The sequence below is a fragment of the Nocardia panacis genome (genome assembly GCF_003598715.1).
Taxonomy (GTDB): domain Bacteria; phylum Actinomycetota; class Actinomycetes; order Mycobacteriales; family Mycobacteriaceae; genus Nocardia; species Nocardia panacis.
Window position 1 is genome coordinate 129314 of record NZ_QZFU01000019.1, and the last position, 19727, is coordinate 149040.

At 67.6% G+C, this 19727-nt stretch carries 20 protein-coding genes; 10 read left to right on the plus strand and 10 right to left on the minus strand.

Features of this window, described 5'->3' with window-relative positions; translation table 11 throughout:
• Positions 1 to 139: 139 nt before the first annotated feature.
• Positions 140 to 589 carry a GNAT family N-acetyltransferase gene (locus D5S18_RS15225; RefSeq protein ID WP_120041462.1) on the minus strand — a complete coding sequence of 150 codons (450 nt, stop codon included), beginning with the start codon at positions 587 to 589 and terminating at the stop codon, positions 140 to 142.
• Positions 590 to 607: 18 nt separating this feature from the next.
• On the minus strand, positions 608 to 2080 hold the full coding sequence (gene mqo / locus D5S18_RS15230) for a malate dehydrogenase (quinone) (RefSeq protein ID WP_239003780.1): 1473 nt from the start codon (positions 2078 to 2080) through the stop codon (positions 608 to 610).
• 364 nt (positions 2081 to 2444) lie between these two features.
• Here mqo and D5S18_RS15235 point away from each other — a divergent pair, with 364 nt between their 5' ends.
• Positions 2445 to 3482 (plus strand): alpha/beta hydrolase, encoded by a 1038-nt coding sequence (locus D5S18_RS15235; RefSeq protein ID WP_239003781.1) that lies wholly within the window; start codon positions 2445 to 2447, stop codon positions 3480 to 3482.
• Here the strand turns inward: D5S18_RS15235 and D5S18_RS15240 are convergent.
• From D5S18_RS15240 to map, 5 genes are all read right to left on the minus strand, one after another.
• Positions 3462 to 4025 (minus strand): alpha/beta hydrolase, encoded by a 564-nt coding sequence (locus D5S18_RS15240; protein ID WP_120041468.1) that lies wholly within the window; start codon positions 4023 to 4025, stop codon positions 3462 to 3464. The two genes, D5S18_RS15235 and D5S18_RS15240, sit on opposite strands and share 21 nt — an antisense overlap.
• 34 nt (positions 4026 to 4059) lie before the next feature.
• Positions 4060 to 4455 (minus strand): type II toxin-antitoxin system VapC family toxin, encoded by a 396-nt coding sequence (locus D5S18_RS15245; protein WP_158607879.1) that lies wholly within the window; start codon positions 4453 to 4455, stop codon positions 4060 to 4062.
• Positions 4452 to 4706 (minus strand): AbrB/MazE/SpoVT family DNA-binding domain-containing protein, encoded by a 255-nt coding sequence (locus D5S18_RS15250; protein ID WP_239003782.1) that lies wholly within the window; start codon positions 4704 to 4706, stop codon positions 4452 to 4454. Before D5S18_RS15250 ends, D5S18_RS15245 begins: the two co-directional genes overlap by 4 nt.
• Before the next feature lie 293 nt (positions 4707 to 4999).
• Complete coding sequence (locus D5S18_RS15255) at positions 5000 to 6538, minus strand: cobyric acid synthase (protein WP_120041474.1); 1539 nt, start codon at positions 6536 to 6538, stop codon at positions 5000 to 5002.
• Positions 6538 to 7401 (minus strand): type I methionyl aminopeptidase, encoded by an 864-nt coding sequence (map, locus tag D5S18_RS15260; protein ID WP_120041476.1) that lies wholly within the window; start codon positions 7399 to 7401, stop codon positions 6538 to 6540. The genes D5S18_RS15255 and map overlap by 1 nt, the downstream gene beginning before the upstream one ends.
• A gap of 143 nt (positions 7402 to 7544) precedes the next feature.
• On the opposite strand from map, the gene D5S18_RS15265 reads away from it, so the two are divergent.
• The gene (locus D5S18_RS15265) at positions 7545 to 8678 is read left to right on the plus strand and encodes a Fic family protein (RefSeq protein WP_120041478.1); all 1134 of its coding nucleotides are present in this window, start codon (positions 7545 to 7547) and stop codon (positions 8676 to 8678) included.
• A gap of 111 nt (positions 8679 to 8789) precedes the next feature.
• Here D5S18_RS15265 and D5S18_RS15270 read toward each other — a convergent pair whose 3' ends face one another.
• Entirely contained in the window at positions 8790 to 9530 is a 741-nt protein-coding gene (locus D5S18_RS15270) for a GntR family transcriptional regulator (protein WP_120041480.1), read from the minus strand.
• A gap of 97 nt (positions 9531 to 9627) precedes the next feature.
• Here D5S18_RS15270 and D5S18_RS15275 point away from each other — a divergent pair, with 97 nt between their 5' ends.
• From D5S18_RS15275 to D5S18_RS15300, 6 genes are read left to right on the plus strand one after another with little or no spacing between them, the layout of a single operon-like run.
• Positions 9628 to 10755: a TIGR03364 family FAD-dependent oxidoreductase gene (locus tag D5S18_RS15275; protein ID WP_120042163.1), complete on the plus strand. Its 1128-nt coding sequence runs from the start codon at positions 9628 to 9630 to the stop codon at positions 10753 to 10755.
• A gap of 10 nt (positions 10756 to 10765) precedes the next feature.
• The gene (locus D5S18_RS15280) at positions 10766 to 11446 is read left to right on the plus strand and encodes a phosphonatase-like hydrolase (protein WP_120041482.1); all 681 of its coding nucleotides are present in this window, start codon (positions 10766 to 10768) and stop codon (positions 11444 to 11446) included.
• Positions 11447 to 11493: 47 nt separating this feature from the next.
• Entirely contained in the window at positions 11494 to 12555 is a 1062-nt protein-coding gene (locus D5S18_RS15285; RefSeq protein ID WP_120041484.1) for a 2-aminoethylphosphonate ABC transporter substrate-binding protein, read from the plus strand.
• Between the two features lie 46 nt (positions 12556 to 12601).
• Positions 12602 to 13765, plus strand: coding sequence for an ABC transporter ATP-binding protein (locus D5S18_RS15290; RefSeq protein ID WP_239003843.1), 1164 nt, complete (start codon positions 12602 to 12604; stop codon positions 13763 to 13765).
• 43 nt (positions 13766 to 13808) lie between these two features.
• Positions 13809 to 14684 carry a 2-aminoethylphosphonate ABC transporter permease subunit gene (locus D5S18_RS15295; RefSeq protein WP_120041488.1) on the plus strand — a complete coding sequence of 292 codons (876 nt, stop codon included), beginning with the start codon at positions 13809 to 13811 and terminating at the stop codon, positions 14682 to 14684.
• A gap of 2 nt (positions 14685 to 14686) precedes the next feature.
• Positions 14687 to 15484, plus strand: a complete 798-nt coding sequence (locus tag D5S18_RS15300) for an ABC transporter permease (RefSeq protein ID WP_120041491.1) — start codon at positions 14687 to 14689, stop codon at positions 15482 to 15484.
• Positions 15485 to 16046: 562 nt separating this feature from the next.
• Here D5S18_RS15300 and D5S18_RS15305 read toward each other — a convergent pair.
• On the minus strand, positions 16047 to 16406 hold the full coding sequence (locus tag D5S18_RS15305) for a DUF4254 domain-containing protein (protein WP_120042164.1): 360 nt from the start codon (positions 16404 to 16406) through the stop codon (positions 16047 to 16049).
• Positions 16407 to 17048: 642 nt separating this feature from the next.
• Between D5S18_RS15305 and D5S18_RS36125 the strand changes: the two genes are divergently transcribed.
• Positions 17049 to 17813 (plus strand): metal-dependent transcriptional regulator, encoded by a 765-nt coding sequence (locus D5S18_RS36125; RefSeq protein WP_120041493.1) that lies wholly within the window; start codon positions 17049 to 17051, stop codon positions 17811 to 17813.
• 18 nt (positions 17814 to 17831) lie between these two features.
• Here the strand turns inward: D5S18_RS36125 and D5S18_RS15315 are convergent, their stop codons facing one another.
• Positions 17832 to 18281, minus strand: coding sequence for a winged helix-turn-helix transcriptional regulator (locus D5S18_RS15315; protein WP_120041495.1), 450 nt, complete (start codon positions 18279 to 18281; stop codon positions 17832 to 17834).
• 142 nt (positions 18282 to 18423) lie between these two features.
• Between D5S18_RS15315 and D5S18_RS15320 the strand changes: the two genes are divergently transcribed.
• On the plus strand, positions 18424 to 19701 hold the full coding sequence (locus D5S18_RS15320) for an MFS transporter (protein ID WP_120041497.1): 1278 nt from the start codon (positions 18424 to 18426) through the stop codon (positions 19699 to 19701).
• Positions 19702 to 19727 lie beyond the last annotated feature (26 nt).

Sequence of the window (19727 nt, forward strand, 5' to 3'; positions counted from 1 at the left end):
GCGGCACACGGCTTGCGCCCCGAACGGGCGAACGCCGAAATTGCTCGGCGCGAGGCGAACTCGACTTCGTGCCCGCCGAGTCGAGGACCCCGCGCCCTCCGAATCAACAGCCCCGCACTACAAACGAGCGCGGAGAAACTCAGCCCTTGCGCATGGGCACGTGCGCGATGCCGTCCTCGTCGAATTCCGGCCCGTCGATCTTGAAGCCGTATTTGACGTACATCTCCGACAGGTGACTCTGCGCGTTCAAATGGACGGTGGCCGAACCGACTTCGGCGAGGACGGCCTGAATGAGCCGGTTGGCGTATCCGTGCCCCCGAAACGGGGTTGCGGTGCACACCCGGCCGATGCGGTAGGTCTTCACCGCGTCCACGCGCTCCTCGAGCAGCCGCACCGTCGCCACGATCTCGCCCTCGTCATCGAGCCAGAAGTGGCGGGTGCGCGGAGGCAGATCGAGCCCGTCCAACTCCTGGTACGCGCACTTCTGCTCGACCACGAAGACCTCGACACGCAACTTCAACAGCTGGTAGAGCGTGGCAGTATCGAGATCCTGCGCCCACGACCGTTTGAGAGCAACCGTTGACATCATCGCGTCTTGGTATCACACCTAGGCGTTCGCCGCGACCCCCATGGGCCTCGGCGTGTTGTCCTTCACACCATTCAGGTTGAGCGCCTTGGTAGTCCAGTCCCAGACCTCGCGGAACAGCGGCTGATCCTCGGCCAGCTTCACCCCGAGCGAGGGCACCATCTCGCGCAGGTGCGGAGTCCACTGCGCGTACTCGCGTGGGAAGCAGCGCTTCAGCACATCGAGCATCGCGCTGACGCAGGTGGACGCGCCCGGCGAGGCCCCGAGCAGACCCGCGATACTGCCGTCCTCGGCGGTGATGACGGCGGTGCCGAGTTCGAGGACGCCGCCGATTCCCTTGCGCCGGATGATCTGTACCCGCTGGCCCGCCGTGATCAGCTCCCAATCGCGAGCCTCGGCGCGGGGCACGAACTCCTCCATGGAGTACACCTTGCCCGCCTGCGACTTCATCAGCTCGGTGACGAGGTACTTGACCAGGCCCAGTTCGGTGACGCCTACCCCGAGCATGGGCGAAATATTGCCCGGCCGAACCGATTTGAACAGATCGGTGTACTTGCCGTCCTTCAGGAACTTGGGGGTCCAGCCCGCGTACGGACCGAACAGCAGACCCGGCGTGCCATTGATGACGCGGGTATCCAGGTGCGGCACCGACATGGGCGGCGCGCCGACAGCGGCCTTGCCGTACACCTTGGCCTCGTGCTGGGCGATCAGATCCGGATTGGTGCAGCGCAGGAACTGGCCGCTCACCGGGAATCCGCCGAAGCCCGCGATCTCCTTGATGCCGGAGCGCTGCAGCAGCGGCAGCGCCCCGCCACCCGCGCCGACGAAGACGAACTTGGCGGCGATGGTGCGGGTGCGGCGGGTGCGGGTATTGCGCACCTTCACCAGCCAGCTGCCGTCGGACTGTTTGGTCAGGTTGCGCACCTCGTGCCCGAAGGCCAGATCCGCGCCCGAGGCGCCGAGATAGGCGAGCAGATCCTTGGTGAGCGAGCCGAAGTCGATATCGGTGCCGTACTCGGTCCAGTTCAGGGCGACCGGATCGGAGAAGTCGCGACCGCGCGCCATCAGCGGCAGACGGCGGGCGAATTCGTCCGGGCTGTCGATGTAGCGCATACCTTCGAACAGTGGGTGCCGCGACAGCGCCTCGTAGCGCTTGCGCAGGTAGGACACATCCTCCGCGCCGTGCACGAAGCTGACGTGCGGAATCGGGTTGATGAACCGCGATGGATCGGCGAGCACGCCATTTTGCACCGCGTAGGCCCAGAACTGCCGCGAGACCTGGAAGCGCTCATTGATATCGACGGCCTTGGTGATATCGACCGAGCCGTCCGCCTGCTGCGGGCTGTAGTTGAGCTCGCACAGCGCCGAATGTCCGGTGCCCGCGTTGTTCCAGGGGTCGCTGCTCTCGGCCGCTGCGGCATCGAGCCGCTCGAACAGGGAGATCGACCAATCCGGCTGCAACTGACGAAGCAGTGCGCCGAGGGTGGCACTCATAATGCCTGCGCCGATGAGTACTACATCGGTCTTTTCGGTCTGGGCAGCGTTCGGCACGGGGAGATCGACTTCCTTGTCCTTCTTCGCACACCCGCGGGTGGGCGGGTCTGCTTGGCACGGTCGCTATGCGGTTATGGGGTGCTCTCGGTGCTGGTCCGGGCGCGGCGGGCGTCGAGCGGTTGGGTTACCCGCCGTTCACCTAAGGCCAATTGTGCACCTCACCGATGACAACTCCCGCAACGAACCAGCCGAATGTGACATAGATACCTTCGACTGTTTCGCAGATGCCTTCGGCGGGAACCGATCCGGATACCGCGACATCGGCCCGCTGCGCTCGGTGTCCGCGTCACCTAGATTGGTTACCGTGACGAACGAAACCGCCGTCGGCGTGTCGAATATCACCGGCGAGTCGTGGGTGCCGGATGTGCTGGGCTCCGACTATCAGCAGCGCACCCTGCACCTCGGATCCGATCCGGACGGCGAGGGCGCGGCCGTGGCCACCCTGGTGCGCCACCTGCCCGAACAATCCACCGAGACCACGGCGGACGCCGTGCTCTACGTGCACGGGTTCACCGACTACTTCTTCCAGGAACATCTGGCCGAGCATTTCGCCGCGCGCGGCCACCGGTTCTACGCGCTGGACCTGCGCAAATGTGGACGCTCGCTGCGCGCCGGGCAGACACCGCACTACGTCACCGACCTGGCGTTCTACGACGCGGAACTGAACGAGGCGCTGCGCATCGTGCGCGCCGAGACCGGGCGGCCGGTGCTGGTGGTCGCGCACTCCACCGGCGGACTGGTGACGCCGCTGTGGCTGGACCGGCTCCGCGCCGCCGGGGGTATCGACGCCGTGTCCGGGCTGGTGCTCAACAGCCCGTGGTTCGACCTGCAGGGTCCGTCCTACTACCGGACCATCGGCACGCCGGTGATCAAGGCGCTCGGGCGTTTCCGCAGTATGGCCCGGCTGCCGGGGGACGACATCAGCACCTACGGCGACAGCCTGCACCGCAGTGTCGCGGGCGAGTGGGACTACAACCTGGATTGGAAGCCGCTGGCGGGCTTCCCGGTGCACTTCGGCTGGCTGGCGGCGATCCGGGACGGGCATACCCAACTGCATCGCGGCCTCGATATCGGGGTGCCCGCGCTCATCCTGCGCTCCCGGATCTCCAAATTCGCCAGTAAGTACGGTCCGGCCGTGGACGTCGCCGATTCGGTGCTCGATGTGCGCCAGATCCAGCGTTGGGCGGGCTGCCTCGGCGATCGCACCAATATCGTGCCGATCGACGGCGCCCGCCACGACGTGTTCCTGTCCTCGGAGGGTCCGCTCGCCGAAGCCTTCAGTGAATTGGACAGTTGGCTGGACTGGTTGGCCGGGTTCCGCTCACCAAAGGCTGGTGCGTAGCACTATCTCGGTCGCCAGTTCATTGCCCGCCTCGGTGACCACATTCGAGGCGTCGACGGTGACGGTGCGGAATTCGCCGTAGACACAGCGCGCCGACGCCTCGGCGACCGCGACGGGCAGCGCCTTGGTGACCAGCACGGTGGTCGGCAGTTCGACCGGGCGGCACGCCGCGTCGACCACCGTGCCCGCGGCGTCCGGGACGGCCGGATGCCCGCGATCGGCGACCACCAGGCTCACGAATCGGCCCATCGTGCCCGCGGCGACCTGCCAGGCCAGCGTGGCACCCGCTCCTCGGCCCGCCACATTGGCCCACGGCACGTTCAACTCGTCCAGGATGGCCACCACCCCGGCGGCATCCAACCCCGCGATCGACTCCACCGCGACGGTCCGCAACTCCGAGTTGTGCAACCGGGCACATACCGCGTCGTAGATGTCGACCGGGTCACCCGCATCGGGCAGTAGCAGCACCGTGTGCCGAGACTCCGGCCCATCGACCCGCACGGTCCAACTGCGGTCACCGACCGCGATCCGCCGAGAATTCATGCCCGCCAACGCTACACGCCACCCAGAGGCGACGTCAGGACAGCAGACGCATGCCACACCGCCGCGCGGCCCTGTCGTCGAAGGTGACCGTGACATCGCAGCCCGCCTCGCGCCCCAACTGCTCGATGAGGGCGTCCGGGAAGTCCGCACCCCGGTCGAGCGCTCGCCCGAGCGCGTGCCGCACCGCCTCCGCGCGCTCGACCACGATCTCCGTGGCGTCGAGCAGGCCGAGCAGGATCTCGGCGACCGTCTCGACCTCCTGCCGGTAGCCCCGCCGCAGCACCCAGTGGACCTCCGCGAGGGCGAGCACGGTCACATAGCCGGGGCTGGTTTCGCTGAGCCCCTCGATCACCTGGTTGGCGCGCGCGGACTGTTCCGGATGATCCTGGGTGAAGTAGCGAATCAGGACGTTGGTGTCGAGTCCGATCACGGCCGCGGTCCTTCGAACCCCTCGAAGCTGCCCTCGGCAATGGCCGCGTCCATCTGCGCGAGTGTGATCGGCGGGCCGTCCCACCGGACAATCCCCTTGAGCGCCTTGATCGTTCGATTCTCCGGGACGAGTTCGTAGGTGCCCGCGCCGGTCGGCACGAAGGCGACTCGAACACCCGCCCGCAGACCCATGGCCGCGCGCACGTCGACCGGGATGGTGATTTGCCCCTTGCTCGTCATGGTCGCTGTCACGACCCTCCCCCTTGCTGTGTCGGCCGACTTCTCGGATGCGGCGGTGTGGGCCGCGTTTTTCCCGGACTCTTCGCTACCGGACTCTGCTTTCCCGGATCTACCGCTCATCTCATCCGCCCAAGTCGCATACCGGGTGCGCGGCCCGCACCGGCTCCTACTCGCTCACGCCTACCTCGCCACGCCCGGATCCGCCTGTCTTGACGGACAGCCCGCCTCGGTAGACTCCCTTACCCACAAATCCCTTACTCCGCAATCAAGTCCTTACACGAGGGTAAGGCGGCCAGAACAGCTCGTCAACCCTGCAAATACGTGGTCGACAGGGTCGGCAATCCAACGGCGGGACCATTGGCGATCAGCGAGGTAAGGCGACCGAAGTCGAGGTGCTGTTCGACCAGATCGGCCAGCAGATCCAGTTGGGCGGCGCGGACGTCCGCGACCGAGGTGTCGGGCGCCGGGCGGAAGCCGGTGCGGCCCGCGCGGCCCGCGACTTCGGTCAGCCAGGCTCGGCGCAGGTCGTCGGATTCGAGCAGGCCGTGCAGGTGGGTGCCCCAGAGGGCGCGGTGCGCACTGCCCTCCGACTCGCCCTCGACGCTCAGCCAGGCCGGATCACCACTGCGGGTGACGCGACCGTGGTGAATCTCATAGCCGTGCAACGGAATTCCCGCCACCACACCCGCGTGTCCGCGACCGGCGCTGCGCCGCAGCAGTTTCGGCTCGGCGAAGGCGATATCGAGGTCGAGCAGGCCGAGTCCGGGGACCGCGCCCGCACCGGATTCGATCGGGTCGTCTATGCGCGCGCCGAGCATCTGGTAGCCGCCGCAGATGCCGAGGATCGGGCGACCCGCCGCGGCGCGGGCAACGAGAGCGTCGGCGATTCCATTGCGGCGCAACCATTCCAGATCCGAGACGGTCGCCTTGCTGCCCGGTAGCACCACCAGATCCGCCTCGGCCAGCCGGGACGGCTCGTCCACCCAGCGCACCGCGACACCCGGTTCACAGGCCAGCGCCTCCACATCGGTCGAGTTGGAGATACGCGGCAGGCGTATCGCCGCGACGGTCAGCCACTCGGATCCGACGGGCGGGCGGGGGCGGCCGACGGCGGCGTCGGCGCGGGTGCTCAGGGAGTCCTCCGCATCGATCCAGAGATCCTCGACGTAGGGCAGTACGCCGAGGGTGGGGCGTCCGGTCAGTTCGGTGAGCCGGTCGAGCCCTGGTCGCAGCAGCGCGGGATCGCCGCGGAACTTGTTGACGATGAACCCGCTGATAAACCGCTGATCCGCAGGATCGAGCACGGCCAGCGTTCCGAAAAGGTGGGCCAGCACACCGCCCCGGTCGATATCGCCCACCACGAGCACCGGCAGCTCCGCCGCCTCCGCCAGGCCCAGATTCGCCAGATCGGTTGCCCGCAGGTTGATCTCGGCGGGCGAACCCGCACCCTCGCACAGCACCACGTCGAATTCGGCACGCAGCCCGGCCAATTCGGCCGCTACCACCTCGCGCAGTTCACGACGGTGTCGGAAGTAGTCGCGCGCGCCGACCGTACCGACCGCCTGTCCGCGCACCACCAGTTGCGAACGCCGGTCGCTGCCCGGCTTGAGCAGCACCGGATTGAAGCGCACGCTCGGTTCCAGGCCGCATGCCTGCGCCTGCAATGCCTGGGCGCGGCCGATCTCCCCGCCGTCGAGGGTCACCACCGAGTTGTTGGACATGTTCTGCGCCTTGAACGGCGCGACCCGCACCCCTTTTCGCGCCAGCATGCGGCAGAGTCCGGCCACCACAACGCTTTTCCCGGCGTCGGAGGTGGTGCCCGCGATGAGCAGTGCGCCCCGCATCAGGGCAGGGTGAGGATTTCGGCTCCGGTCTCGGTGACCACCAGGGTGTGCTCGAATTGCGCGGTCCACTTGCGGTCCTTGGTGACCACGGTCCAGCCGTCGTCCCAGATCTTGTAGTCGATTCCGCCGAGATTGATCATCGGTTCGATGGTGAAGGTCATTCCCGGTTCGATGACCGTCTCCACGGCGGGCTGGTCGTAGTGCAGCACCACCAGGCCGCTGTGGAAGGTGGGACCGACACCGTGGCCGGTGAAGTCGCGCACGACGCCGTAGCCGAAGCGGTTGGCGTAGGACTCGATGACGCGGCCGATCACATTGAGCGCGCGGCCGGGGCGCACCGCCTTGATGGCGCGCAGGGTGGCCTCCTCGGTGCGCTCGACCAGCAGGCGCACCTCCTCCTCGACATCGCCCGCGAGGTAGGTCTTGTTGGTGTCGCCGTGCACACCGTCGATGTAGGCGGTGACATCGATATTGACGATATCGCCGTCCTCGATCACCGTCGAGTCCGGAATCCCGTGGCAGATCACCTCATTGAGCGAGGTGCAGCACGATTTCGGAAATCCTTTGTAGCCCAGGGTCGACGGGTACGCTCCGTGATCGCAGAGGTACTCGTGCGCGACCCGATCGAGTTCATCGGTCGTGACCCCCGGCGCGACAGCCTTCCCGGCCTCCTCGAGCGCCCGCGCGGCGATCCGACTCGCCACCCGCATCTTCTCGATGGTCTCCGCCGTCTGCACCCAGGGCTCCCGCCCCTCGTTCGCAGTCTTCTTCCACGCGTACTCGGGCCGCTCGATCGACCGAGGCACCTCACGAATGGGCGACTGTGTACCGGGAACAAGCGGTTTGCGGGTGCGCACAGACATATCGACAGAGTAGTAGGACCGACCGCACGTTCCGACGCCGGTCCGAGTCGTCTCGGCCCGGCGACCATGGAGTTCCGAAGAACGAACTACAAGCCGAAAAGCCACCGATGCGACGATGCTAGTCGCATAGTAGGCTCGTAGCCATGCTGTATCGCACTCCGGATCTCGACGCGCAGGATGAAAAGGTCTTGTCGGAGATCGAGGACTTCCGGAATCGGTTGTCCTATCTCGTCGGCGAGCCGCAACGCTGGGATCGGCCGCTGCGGCGCAATCTCGTGGCTCGAGCGATCGTCGGTTCCAACACGATCGAGGGGTACACGATCAGCCTGAACGATGCCGAATCGCTGGTGGCCGGATCGGAGTCGTTATCCGTCGAATCCGATGACACGGCATTGGCCGCCGTCGCGGGCTATCACGAAGCCCTGACGTATGTGCAGCAAAGCGCGCATTCCGAGAACTTCGCCTACGAACAAATGTTGCTGTCGGCCCTGCATTTCATGATGCTGCGGCACCGACTCGACAAGTGGCCGGGTCGCTACCGCGGCGGCGGGATCATGGTGACCGGCGGACGCCACCGCCCACCCGCCTACATCGGTCCCGAAGCACCGCGGGTCCCGGAACTGATGGCCGAATTGGTGGCATGGTTGCAGAACGCCGATGGGGACCGCCCGGCCTACGTTCGCGCGGCGATGGCGCATCTCAATCTGGTGAGCATCCATCCGTGGCGAGACGGCAACGGTCGAATGGCCCGCTGCCTGCACACTCTGGTGCTCGCGCGCAATCAGGTGCTCGCACCGGAGTTCTCTTCGATCGAGGAATGGCTCGGCGCGAGCACCATGAACACCGCCGAGTACTACTCGGCTCTCTCGCGCGTCCAGGGTGGTTCATATCTGCCGGAGCGCGACACCCATGAATGGGTGCGATTCTGCCTGCGGGCACACCATTTACAGGCCCAAGTCGTCGACCAGCGGGTTCGCACAGCGAACACCCTGTGGCACAAGGCAATCGAGCTGACCTCCGAATTCGGTCTGCACGAGCGCACCGCCATCGCCCTGTTCGCGGCCGCCGAGGGCAACCTTCGCCGCGCCACCTACGCACTCGATGAGGATCTGACCCGCGACCAGGCCCTGCGCGATCTGAATCTGCTCCAGCGGCTCCAACTCATCCAGACAGCAGGCACCGGAGTTCGGCGCCACTACCTGGCCACCGGACGGTGGCGGGACACAGTCCAGCAGTTGCAGGCACAGGCCGAGGTGCTACGCGAGCCGTACCGGTAGGGCTCCACCAGGAACTCGGCGATGGCAGGAAAAGGCGCCGCGCACAACCGAATTGCCCGGCAAGGCAGGTCGCGTAGGACCATTCGTCCTGCGGCACAGCACAAGCGGACACTACGAGCGGGGCAGGGTGTCTCTGGTGAGCATTGCTTCGAAGGCGATGCGGTCGCCTCGGTAGAGGGAGCGGACGCGTTCGACGGGGTGGCCGTGTTGGTCGATGCTGCGGCGGTGGAGTAGGAGCAGTGGGAGGGCGGTGGTGCACTCGAGTAGGGCGGCTTCGCGGGGGGAGGCGAGGACGGTTTCGATGCGTTCGGTGGCGTGACCGAGGACGGCGCCCAAGGCGGCCATGGCGGCGTAGAGGGAGGTGGTGGGGTCGTAGGTGTCGCGAAGAACGCCGAAGCGGTCCAGGCGCAGGAAGGTGCTTTCCAGGCCGATGCGCTCGCCGTCGGCCAGCAGGACGCGCTCCAGATGCATGACGGGCGTGCCGACGGGGACCTCGAGGTCGCGGGCGGTGTCGGCGTCGGCGGGGACGTCGTCCCAGCCGACCAGTATGCGGCCGGGCAGCAGCCCGTAACTGAGCGCGTTCTGGGTATAGGAACGCAGCGACAGCGGCTGCACGAGTTTGGGTCGGGAGACCACGGTGCCCCGGCCCTGGCGGCGAATCCGCCCTTCCACCAACAGATCTCGCAGTGCCTGACGCACCGTCTCGCGGGCCACCGCGAAGCGGACGGCCAGGTCGCGCTCCGAGGGCACCGGATCGCCCTCCGCCAACTCGGCCAGGATGCGCTCGAGTTCGGTGCGCACCACATAGGACTTCGGCAGCCTTCCCGCACTCGCCAGATCCGTCGCCTCCATGCGGTCAGCCTACCGGCAAATGGTCTATACCAATTGTTCACCGGGCGTTCAGTGCCGAAACACCCGTTGGTCTAGACCATTGACCACCATGGCCGACATGCGTTTGGTCATCATCGGCGGAGGCATTCTCGGCACCGCGCACGCGCTCGCCGCCATCGACAGGGGACACGAGGTCGTCCAACTCGAACGGGAGCCGGAGGCGCGCGGCGCCACGGTGCGCAACTTCGGCCTGGTGTGGGTCTCGGGCCGCGCGCCGGGCGAACTCGACTTGACGCTGCGCTCGCGGGAACTGTGGGAGGAGATCGGCGGCCGGGTCGCAGGCGTCGGCTTCCGACCGACCGGATCGATCACGCTGGTGCGCACCGCCGCCGAACTCGCCGTCGCCGAATCGGCCGCACGCTCGGACACCGCCGCCGCCCGCGGCTTGCAACTGCTCGAACCGGATGCGGTGCGCGCACTCAATCCCGCACTGCGTGGCGAATTCCTTGCCGGGCTGCACTGTTCGCGCGATGCGGCCGTCGAATCCCGCCGGGCGCTGCCCGCGCTGCGCGCGCACATGGCGGCCACCGGCCGCTACACCTTCCACGCGGGCACCGAGGCGCGTTCGGTCGCCGACACCGGATCGGGCGCGGTGGTCACCGACGACCAGGATCGCCGCCACGCGGCCGACCTGGTGTTGCACTGCCCCGGCGCGGCGCACTCCGGTCTGACCCGCGAACTCGTCGGGCAGATCCCGGTGCGCCGGGTCCGGCTCCAGATGATGCAGACCGCGCCGCTCGACGAACCGCTCACCACCGCCATCGCCGATGGCGACAGCTTCCGCTACTACCCCGGCTTCGCGGGCGCGGAGGTGGACGCGCTCAATCGCGAGCAGTCGCAGGCGGCGACCGCCGCCGAACACCGCATGCAGTTGCTGTGCGTGCAGCGCCTGCACGGCGGCCTAACCATCGGCGACACCCACGAATACACCGAACCCTTCGCCTTCGACGTGGACGAAGCGCCCTATGACCACTTGAGGGCTGTCACCGAGACACTGCTCGGCCGTGCACTGCCGCCGGTGGTGCGGCGCTGGGCGGGCGTCTACAGCCAGAGCGTCGATCCCGCGGCGATCGTCACCAGAGCGCCCGCCTCCGAACACATCTGGGTGATCACCGGGCCGGGCGGCCGGGGTATGACCCTGGGTCCCGCGCTCGGCGCGCAAACCGCCGACCTGCTGAACCTGTGAGGTATCTCCTTTGAGCGACAACGCCATTCAACTCGCCGTGCTCGATATGGCGGGCACCACCGTCGCCGACGACGGACTGGTCCGACGCGCCTTCGACATCGCGGCCACCGCCGCGGGCATGGCCTCCGAAGGGCAGGCGCGCGATTCGGCCCGGCAGTACGTGCTCGACACCATGGGCCAGTCCAAGATCACCGTCTTCCGCGCGCTGTTCGAATCCGAAGAACTTGCCCAGCAAGCGAATCGGGCCTTCGAACACGCCTACGACGATCTGGTCGAGGAGGTGGGGGTGACCCCGATTCCCGGCGCGGCCGAGGCCATCGGCGCGCTGCGCGCGGCCGGGGTCAAGGTGGCGCTGACCACCGGATTCAGCCGGGGCACTCAGGACCGCCTGCTGAGCGCCCTGGGCTGGCACGAGATCGCCGACCTGACCCTGTCCCCCGCCGAGGCCGGGCGCGGCCGACCGTATCCGGACCTGATCCTCACCGCGCTGCTGCGCCTGCGCGCCGACGCGGTGTCGCGCATCGCCGTCCTGGGCGACACCGCCAGCGATGTGGCCAGTGGCGTGGCCGCGGGCGCGGGCATCGTCGCGGGCACGCTGACCGGCGCGCACGACGCCGATCGACTGCGCGCCGCGGGCGCGACCCACCTCGTCGACTCCATTGTCGATTTCGTCCCCCTCGTACTGTCGTGAACCCGCCTGCCCACCGATCCGCTAGACCAACCGAAAGTTGCAGCAACGTGCGTACTTCCTTCACGCGCCGTCCCCGTGTCCTCGTCAAATCGGCACTGCTGCTGGCGGTCGCCGCCACCGCGGCCTCGTTCACCGCGGCCTGCGGCGGCACCGGCAGCGGCGGCGCTTCGGGCGCGCAGACCGTCACCGTCTACTCCGCCGATGGATTGGACAGCTGGTACAAGTCCCAGTTCGACAAGTTCAAGGCCGAGACCGGTATCGCGGTGAATGTCGTCGCCGCCGGTTCGGGCGAGGTCGTCAACCGGGTGGACAAGGAGCAGTCCAACCCGCAGGCGGATGTGGTGGTGACGCTGCCCCCGTTCATCCAGAAGGCCGACGCCGCAGGGCTTTTGCAGCCGATCGGTGTGGACACCGCCGCCTTCCCCGACGCGGCGAAGGATGCCAAGGGCCACTACGTCACGCTGGCCGACAACTACCTGAACTTCATCGCGGGATCCTCGGTGGACGCGGGCAAGGTCTCCTGGGACGACCTGTTGAAGCCGGAATACAAAGGCAAGATCCAGTATTCGACGCCCGGCCAGGCCGGTGACGGCACCGCCGTACTGGTGTTGCTGCAACAGTTGCGCGGCAAGCAGGCCGCACTCGATTATCTGAAGCAGTTGCAGGCCAACAATGTCGGCCCGTCCTCCTCGACCGGCAAGTTGCAGCCCAAGGTGGACAAGGGCGAACTGCTCGTCGCCAATGGCGATGTCCAGATGAATTCCGAATCCATCAGCAAGGGTTCGAAATTCACTATCTTCTTCCCGGCGGGCGCGGACGGCAAGCGTTCGACCATCGCCGTTCCCTACGTGATGGGTCTGGCCAAGGGCGCGCCGCATGCCGATGCCGCCAAGAAGCTGATGGCCTATCTGCTGGGCAAGCAGGTGCAGGCCACGCTCGGCCCCGACGCCTTCGCCGTCTCGGCCCGCACCGACCTGCGCGATTCGGCGGCGGCGAGCGGACCCACCGCCGCGATCAAGGGTGTGGACATCGTGCACCCGGATTGGACCAAGGTGCTCGCCGACCTCACCGCCGACGTGGACGCCTACAACAAGGCCATCGGGGGCTGAGGTGGCACGGGTCGAGACAGGCACCGAACCGGCTGCGGCACAGAGAATTTCGGCCGGATCCGACAAGCCCGCCATCGTGTTCGACCGGGTCGGCGTCCGCTATGGCGCCACCGTGGCGCTGGCCGATTTCACATTGCGCGTGGCCGCGGGCGAGACGGTGGCGCTGCTCGGCCCGAGCGGCTCCGGCAAGTCGACCGCGCTCAAGGCGCTGGCCGGATTCGTCCGGCCCACCTCGGGCGCGGTCCGACTGGCGGGGCGCGATGTCACCCACCTGTCCCCTGCCGAGCGCGGCATCGGCGTGGTGGTGCAGTCCTACGCGCTGTTCCCGCATATGACCGTCTTCGGGAATGTGGCCTTCGGCCTGAGATCACATCGGGTGCCGCGCCGCGAGCTCGCCGGGCGGGTGCGGGAGGCATTGAACATGGTCGGCATGGTCGACTACGTCGAGCGCCTGCCGCGCGAGCTGTCGGGTGGTCAGCAGCAGCGGGTGGCGATCGCCCGCGCGTTGGCGATCCGACCGAAGGTGCTGCTGCTCGACGAGCCGCTGGCCGCGCTGGACGCGCAGTTGCGCCAGTCCATGCTGGGCGAGTTGCAGCAGTTGCGCACGGCGCTGCCGGATACCGCGATGCTGTATGTCACCCATGATCAAGCCGAGGCGCTGGCGCTTGCGGACCGGATCGCGGTGATGCGCGAGACCAGGCTGGTGGATATCGATACCGCCGAGAACCTGTGGCAGCGGCCACCTTCCGGATTCACCGCCGCCTTCCTCGGCGGGGCGAACCTGCTGAGCTGCACGGTGAATCGGGTGGCGGGCGGGGCGGCGCTGGTCACCGCAGGCGCGCACACGCTACGCGCCGAAGCGCCCAAACCCGGTGTGGGGCAGTTGGACTGGACGCCCAACGGTGCGGCGCTGCTGTGTGTGCGCCCGCACACCATCCGAATCGGGGCGATCGGCGAACGGGAGGCATTGCGCGGCGCCGTCATCGCGAGCGTATGGCGCGGCGCGTCCACCAGGCTGACCGTCGCGGTGGACGGACTGGCGGACGAACTCATCATCGATGTGCCCGGCCACGCGACGGTTTCGGTCCACTCCCCCGTCGGCGTGCTGTTCCCGGATCCGGCCGGTGTGCTCATCGCACCCTCGGTCGGCGCCGAATCTTCCTCCCTGACCGCGACCCACGCGGTCCGTGCGCCGGAAACGCGGGCATGAGGGGCCCGCGCTTCCGGAGCGCGCGGCTCGATCGGATACGCCGATGACCGAATTGCTGGAACACACCGAGATCCCGACTCCCACGCAACCCTTGCGCACTTGGCGTCCGGTTCTGTGGACCATGCCGCCGCTGCTGGTCGTAGCGCTGATCGCCGGCTACCCGATCGCGCGGGTACTCGCCGAATCCACCGTCACCCCGACCGGCCGCGGTCTGGGCGTCTGGTCGACCACGCTCGCCGCCGAGTCGTTCCGCGATGCCCTGTGGCACACCGTCATGATCGCCGTCGCGTCGACGGCGGGCTGCCTGGCCCTCGGCGGCTTCCTTGCGGTGGTGCTGGCTTTCGTGCCCTTTCCGGGCTCGACGGTGCTCGGTCGCCTCATCGACAGTGTGCTCACGCTGCCGTCCTTCCTCGTGACGCTGGCCTTCACCTTCCTCTACGGCACGGCGGGCGCGGTCAACGTGCTCATCACCCAGATCACCGGCCGCACAACGCCGCTGCTCGACTTCCTCACCACACCGTGGGGGGTCATCGCGGCGGAGACCACCTTCTTCACACCGTTCGTGGTGCGCCCACTGCTGGCCGCCTTCGCCCAACTGCCGCGGGAACAACTCGATGTGGCGGCGAGTTTGGGCGCCTCTCCGTGGCGGGTGCTGCGGCAGGTGGTGCTGCCCGAGGCGTGGCCCGCATTGGCGGCGGGCGGCAGTCTCGTATTGCTGCTGACACTCAACGAATTCGGCATCGTCCTGTTCACCGGGGCCAAGGGCGTGCTGACATTGCCCGCCATGATCTACACCCGAGGCATCGTCACCTTCGACCTGCCCGGCGCGGCGGTGCTGGCCTCGGTGCAGGTGGCGCTGTCGCTGACCCTGTACGGCTGCTATCGGGTGGTCTTCGCCCGCTTCGGGAAGGGACGCTGAGCGTGCTGGTCTGGACGCGTACCGGAAAGTCCGTGCTGCTCACGGTGTTCGGGCTGGTGGTGCTGCTGGTGTTCGGCGCGCCGATCGCCACGGTGGTCGCGGCGGGTTTCGCCGGACGCTGGACGGGTCCGCTGCCATCCCGGTTGGGCCTGGTCAATTTTCGCACCGCACTGTCGGGCGAGGACGCGGCCAGTCTGTCGGTCAGTCTCCAGACCGCGCTGTTGGCGGGCACGCTCGCGCTGGTGCTGGGCGCCTGGGCGGCGCTGGCCGCGCGGGAGGCGCCCGGCTGGTGTCGCAGGCTGGCCGACGCGGTGTTCCACCTGCCGGTCGCGGTGCCGTCGGTGGCCATCGGGCTCGGGGTGCTGATCGCGTTCAATGAGCGTCCGATGCTGCTCGGCGGGACCAAATGGATTGTCATCGTGGCACATTCGGTATTGGTGCTGGCGTACGCGTTCAGCGCGGTGTCGGCGGCGCTCGACCGGCTGGATCCGGCGTATCGGCAGGCCGCGGAGTCGCTCGGTGCAGGCCCGGTGCGGGTGCTGTGCCAGGTGACCCTGCCACTGCTGCTGCCCGCCCTCGGCGCGGCGGCGGGCCTGTCGGTGGCACTGTCGATGGGCGAGTTGGGCGCGACGATCATGGTGTATCCGGCGACGTGGCGCACGCTGCCGGTGGCCATCTTCGGCGAGACCGACCGCGGCGACGTGCACGCGGCGGCGGCCGCAACCACTCTGCTGGTACTCGTGACACTGCTGGCGCTGGTTCTGCTCGGCCGGATTCGCGGACGCGCGGCGGTCCGGTGAGCCGAGTCAGCTTCCTTATGGCAACCTTCGATCGTGCTGCGCGACACCGCCTCCCGAGACGGCGGAACCCGACGCTACCGGCCTTGATGCGCAGACCATCCGCCGCGGAACGATTTACCGCCGCAAATTTGGAACGAAGATATTTCAATCTTGATGGGATGATATGGGGTTTGGCGACACCGGGATCGCGAAAACACAATGCGTCGGAAATATCCCGCACATTCGCCGAGACCGGATCGACGCTCGGAATTCAAGGGGGCTGCACCACACCGGCGCATACCGGCGATTCGCGTTTCCCATCCCGACATCGGAATTCGGTGTTCAACAGCGGAAAGCAAGAGGAACGCGCGACCGAGAGAATTCGCCCCGTGCGAAGCGGGGCGGGCGTGCCGCGCCAGTCGACCACGCGGCACGCCGGGCGGGGCGCCCCGTTGCGCCCGCCGTCACTGTGCGGGCGGATATTCCCCGGCGCGAAGCCACTGGTCGGATGACTGCGCGCGTAGTGCCACCCGCGACGCAGTGCGACGAGTCAGCTCTCGGGAGGAGTCACTGCTCGGGGGATTCACTGCTCAGGTAGACGACGTCGGCCACCGGCCACATCGGTGACCAGATCAGTGTACCCATCGACGAGTTCCGCCAGGTGATACCAGTGTTTATGGGTATTGTCGCTGCCGACCCCGTCCGCATCGATGGCGGTATTGGCGTCGACCCAACTGCGCGCCATCCGGTCGACCACCGCGCCGAGACTCTCGGTGTGCAGCGAGGCGCCGTTGCGGTGCTGGGGGACCTCCTGGGCGATCCAGTCGTTGATATCGTCGACGAGTTCACCGCGCCTGCAGTCGATCTCGGCCACCAGGTCCGCGTCGCGGATCTGCGCGCGGCGGGCGTGCAATTCGGCCAGCGCGTGGGCCGAGCGGAGCAATTCCCTGTCCTGGAAACGTCGCCCCTGAAATGCGCAAAGCAATTGCGGTGCGGTGGGCAGGACGCCCATGGTCGGCGCGCTCATCGCCGCGCCTCGCATTCGCCCCACATCCCGAATTCCCCCGACACCAACGCTCTTTGTACCAACATGAGTGGCTCTCGATTCGGTTTTCCCGGTCATTGGATCGGTCGTTCTCAACTACGTTAGCTGGATCATGCTCTTACAGATGCAAGAACGCAAGATTGCGTCCGCACTGCCGCGCCCCGGTTTCCTAACGATTCGTTAACGGCGGACACGCCGCCACGCAACCCGAGAGCGACCGCGCCGCAACATCTTCGAGATGCGAGCACACCGCGCCCGCGCCACGTGACATCGCGCGTACCGGCGGGAATCCTCGGTAACTTGATCATCCCGCCGACTCCGATAGGGGTGCCGCCACGGCCGGATCCACCCCGGAATCCGATGCGAGCGAACCCGATCCGGGCGATCCTCCCCCATGAAACAGACTCTACGGTCCGACAGAAGCTGCGCCACTTCACATTCCGAGCCATCGCACCCGACGCAATGGATATCGCATCGACGACAACACCATCCCCACCCACCCTTGACCTCGACTCGGGTTGAGCAGCCAGACTCGGCGCCATGACCGTCCATGGCCTTGTCGACACCACCGAGATGTATCTCAAAGCGGCCTACGAACTGGAAGAGGACGGCATCGTCGCGCTACGCGCCCGCATCGCCGAGCGACTCGGCCATCGCGCGCCGACGGTGAGCCAGACCGTGGCGCGGATGCAGCGCGACGGTCTGCTGGCGATCGGGGACGATCGACATCTGGAACTGTCGGCGGCGGGGCGGCGGCTGGCGGTGCGGGTCATGTGCAAACATCGGCTCGCCGAGGTGCTCCTGCACCGGGTGATCGGATTGGATTGGGCGCAACTGCATACCGAGGCATGCCGCTGGGAGCACGTACTGTCGGCGAAGGTCGGACGCCGCGTCTTCGAGATCTGCGAGCGCCCGCGCTACTGCCCGTACGGCGCACCCATTCCCGGTCTCGCCGAACTCGGCGTCACCGGCGTGCCCGCGCCCCCGCCGGTGCCGGGACTCCAGGCCATGCCCGCCGCCGTGCGCGCCGGTCGCACCGCGGCGCGCCTGTATCGGATCAGCGAGCGCATCCAGGACGATGTCGAATTCCTGCGCGGCCTGCGGGCCGCCGGGATCCTGCCCGGCGCACAGGTGGAACTGGCTCCCGCGCCGGGCAATCGAATCCGGGTCCGCGCCGGACACGCGCCGCTGCTGCTCAGCCCCTATCAGGCGGCGATGCTCGTCATCTGCGATCCGCCCGCGATCGATCGGCGCGGCGCCGCGGGCAGGTCGCGGGAGATCGCGCGCTCATCGGTGCCTCGCTGACCCCGCGACCGAAGCGCGCTACCGACCGCGCAGTTCGCCGAGTCGAGTCTGCTCGTGGCGCACCGGGGTACCGTCGGGCCGCGTATAGATGACGCGTTCGAGGGGCTCGCCGGTGGTGCGATCGATCAGCGGACGGTACTCCTCGCCCGGCGCGACGGCATGGCGTTCGCCCCATTGCCGCAGCCCGACCATCAGGTCGAAGAGTTCGGCGCCCTTGTCGGTGAGGACGTACTCGCGATAGTTGGTGCCGTCGGCGGCGGGTTCGGTGACCATGATGTCCGCCGCGACCAGTGCCGAGAGCCGGTCGCTGAGCACATTCTTGGCAATGCCGAGGCTGCGCTGGAATTGGTTGAACCGGCGCAGGCCGTCGAAGGCGTCGCGCAGGATGAGCAGGGTCCAGCGGTCGCCGATCAGATCGACGGTGCGGACCACCGGACAGGATGTGGACGTCGCGGATAGTCGGGCCACGAAACCTCCTCGGTTGCTGGTTGAAACCAGTTAGGTTGCAAATCGAAACTGATCTGCTCTATTCTCGATCTGGTTTCAATCTACTACCACCTTCCGGGACGCGGCCGAGTCCGTCGCATACCCGTTACCTGTCTGGAGCATCGTGAGTCACTCCTGCGCGCCCGAAATCACCCGCACCCCACCCGGTCTGCGCACCGGATCGACAACCCTGCTCGCCGTGGCGGCAGGTCTGCTCGTCGCCAATATCTACTACGCCCAACCCATGCTGACCTGGATCGGCCGGGATATGGGCGTCGCCGAGTCCGACCTCGGACTGGTCACCGCGCTGACCCAGGCGGGTCTGCTCACCGGGCTGATACTGCTGGTCCCGCTCGGCGACCGATACCGCAAGCGCACGCTCATCGTGTGGCAGACGCTCGCGGCCGCGGTGGGACTGGCCGCCATCGCGATGGCGACAGCCACCTGGGTGTTCTTCCTCGCCAACGCCATCGTCGGGGTGGTGGCGAGCGTGGCACAGTTGATCACCGCCTACGGCGCGACGGTCAGCGCGCCCGAACAGCGCGGCCGCGCCGTCGGCGTGATCACCAGCGGTGTGGTGTTGGGAATCCTGCTGGCGCGCACGATATCCGGCGCACTCGCCGACGTACTGGGTTGGCGTTCGGTGTATTTCGCCTCGGCCGCCGTCATGCTCGTGCTCGCGGGCGCGCTGCGCCGTGCCCTACCCGCCGATCCGCTTCCCACCGAACGCCGCCCCTACGGCCAACTGATCGGCTCCCTGTTCACCCTCACCGTCCGCGAACCCGTCTTCCGGACCCGCAGTCTGCTCGGACTTTTCATGTTCGCGGCATTCGGCGCGCTGTGGGGATCGATGGCGCTACCGCTGTCCGACGGACCGTGGCACCTGAGCATCGGGCAGATCGGACTGTTCGGAATCGCGGGCGCGGCAGGCGCTTTGGGCGCGGCGCGGGCGGGCGCGCTGGCCGATCGCGGCTGGGGCGGTCGAATCACCGGCGCGTCGGTAGTGCTGCTGACCGCGTCGTGGCTGCTGATCGGGCAACTGCCGAGCATACTGGTCCTGCTGACGATCGGCATCGTCGTCCTCGACCTGGCCGGGCAGGCGCTGCACGTGATCAACCAGGATTTGATCGTCCGCATCGACCCGGCGGCGAGCAGCGTCCTGATCGGCAGCTACATGGTGTACTACTCCCTCGGGTTCGGCGGCGGGGCCTACGCCGCGACCGCAGTCTACAGTTCGGGCGGCTGGACGGCCGTCTGCCTGCTCGGCGCCGCGCTGAGCCTCGCGGCGACCGCCATCTGGGCCTTCGACACCCTGCGCGACCGAAGGACCGGTGCTCCGCGCACTCGGGCATTTCCGACTCACCACGCCGAATCCGGCACTGCCACCGACCAACTGCGCTAGCCTGCGACGGGTACCGGCCAGCGGGA

Coding starts and splice junctions, on each gene's coding strand:
- map (WP_120041476.1), bottom strand. CDS start 7,401: ATGTCTGTGCGCACCCGCAAACCGCTTGTTCCCGGTACACAGTCGCCC.
- D5S18_RS15225 (WP_120041462.1), bottom strand. CDS start 589: ATGATGTCAACGGTTGCTCTCAAACGGTCGTGGGCGCAGGATCTCGAT.
- D5S18_RS15270 (WP_120041480.1), bottom strand. CDS start 9,530: ATGGAGGCGACGGATCTGGCGAGTGCGGGAAGGCTGCCGAAGTCCTAT.
- D5S18_RS15255 (WP_120041474.1), bottom strand. CDS start 6,538: ATGCGGGGCGCACTGCTCATCGCGGGCACCACCTCCGACGCCGGGAAA.
- D5S18_RS15265 (WP_120041478.1), top strand. CDS start 7,545: ATGCTGTATCGCACTCCGGATCTCGACGCGCAGGATGAAAAGGTCTTG.
- D5S18_RS36125 (WP_120041493.1), top strand. CDS start 17,049: ATGACCGTCCATGGCCTTGTCGACACCACCGAGATGTATCTCAAAGCG.
- D5S18_RS15275 (WP_120042163.1), top strand. CDS start 9,628: ATGCGTTTGGTCATCATCGGCGGAGGCATTCTCGGCACCGCGCACGCG.
- D5S18_RS15295 (WP_120041488.1), top strand. CDS start 13,809: ATGACCGAATTGCTGGAACACACCGAGATCCCGACTCCCACGCAACCC.
- D5S18_RS15240 (WP_120041468.1), bottom strand. CDS start 4,025: ATGAATTCTCGGCGGATCGCGGTCGGTGACCGCAGTTGGACCGTGCGG.
- mqo (WP_239003780.1), bottom strand. CDS start 2,080: ATGAGTGCCACCCTCGGCGCACTGCTTCGTCAGTTGCAGCCGGATTGG.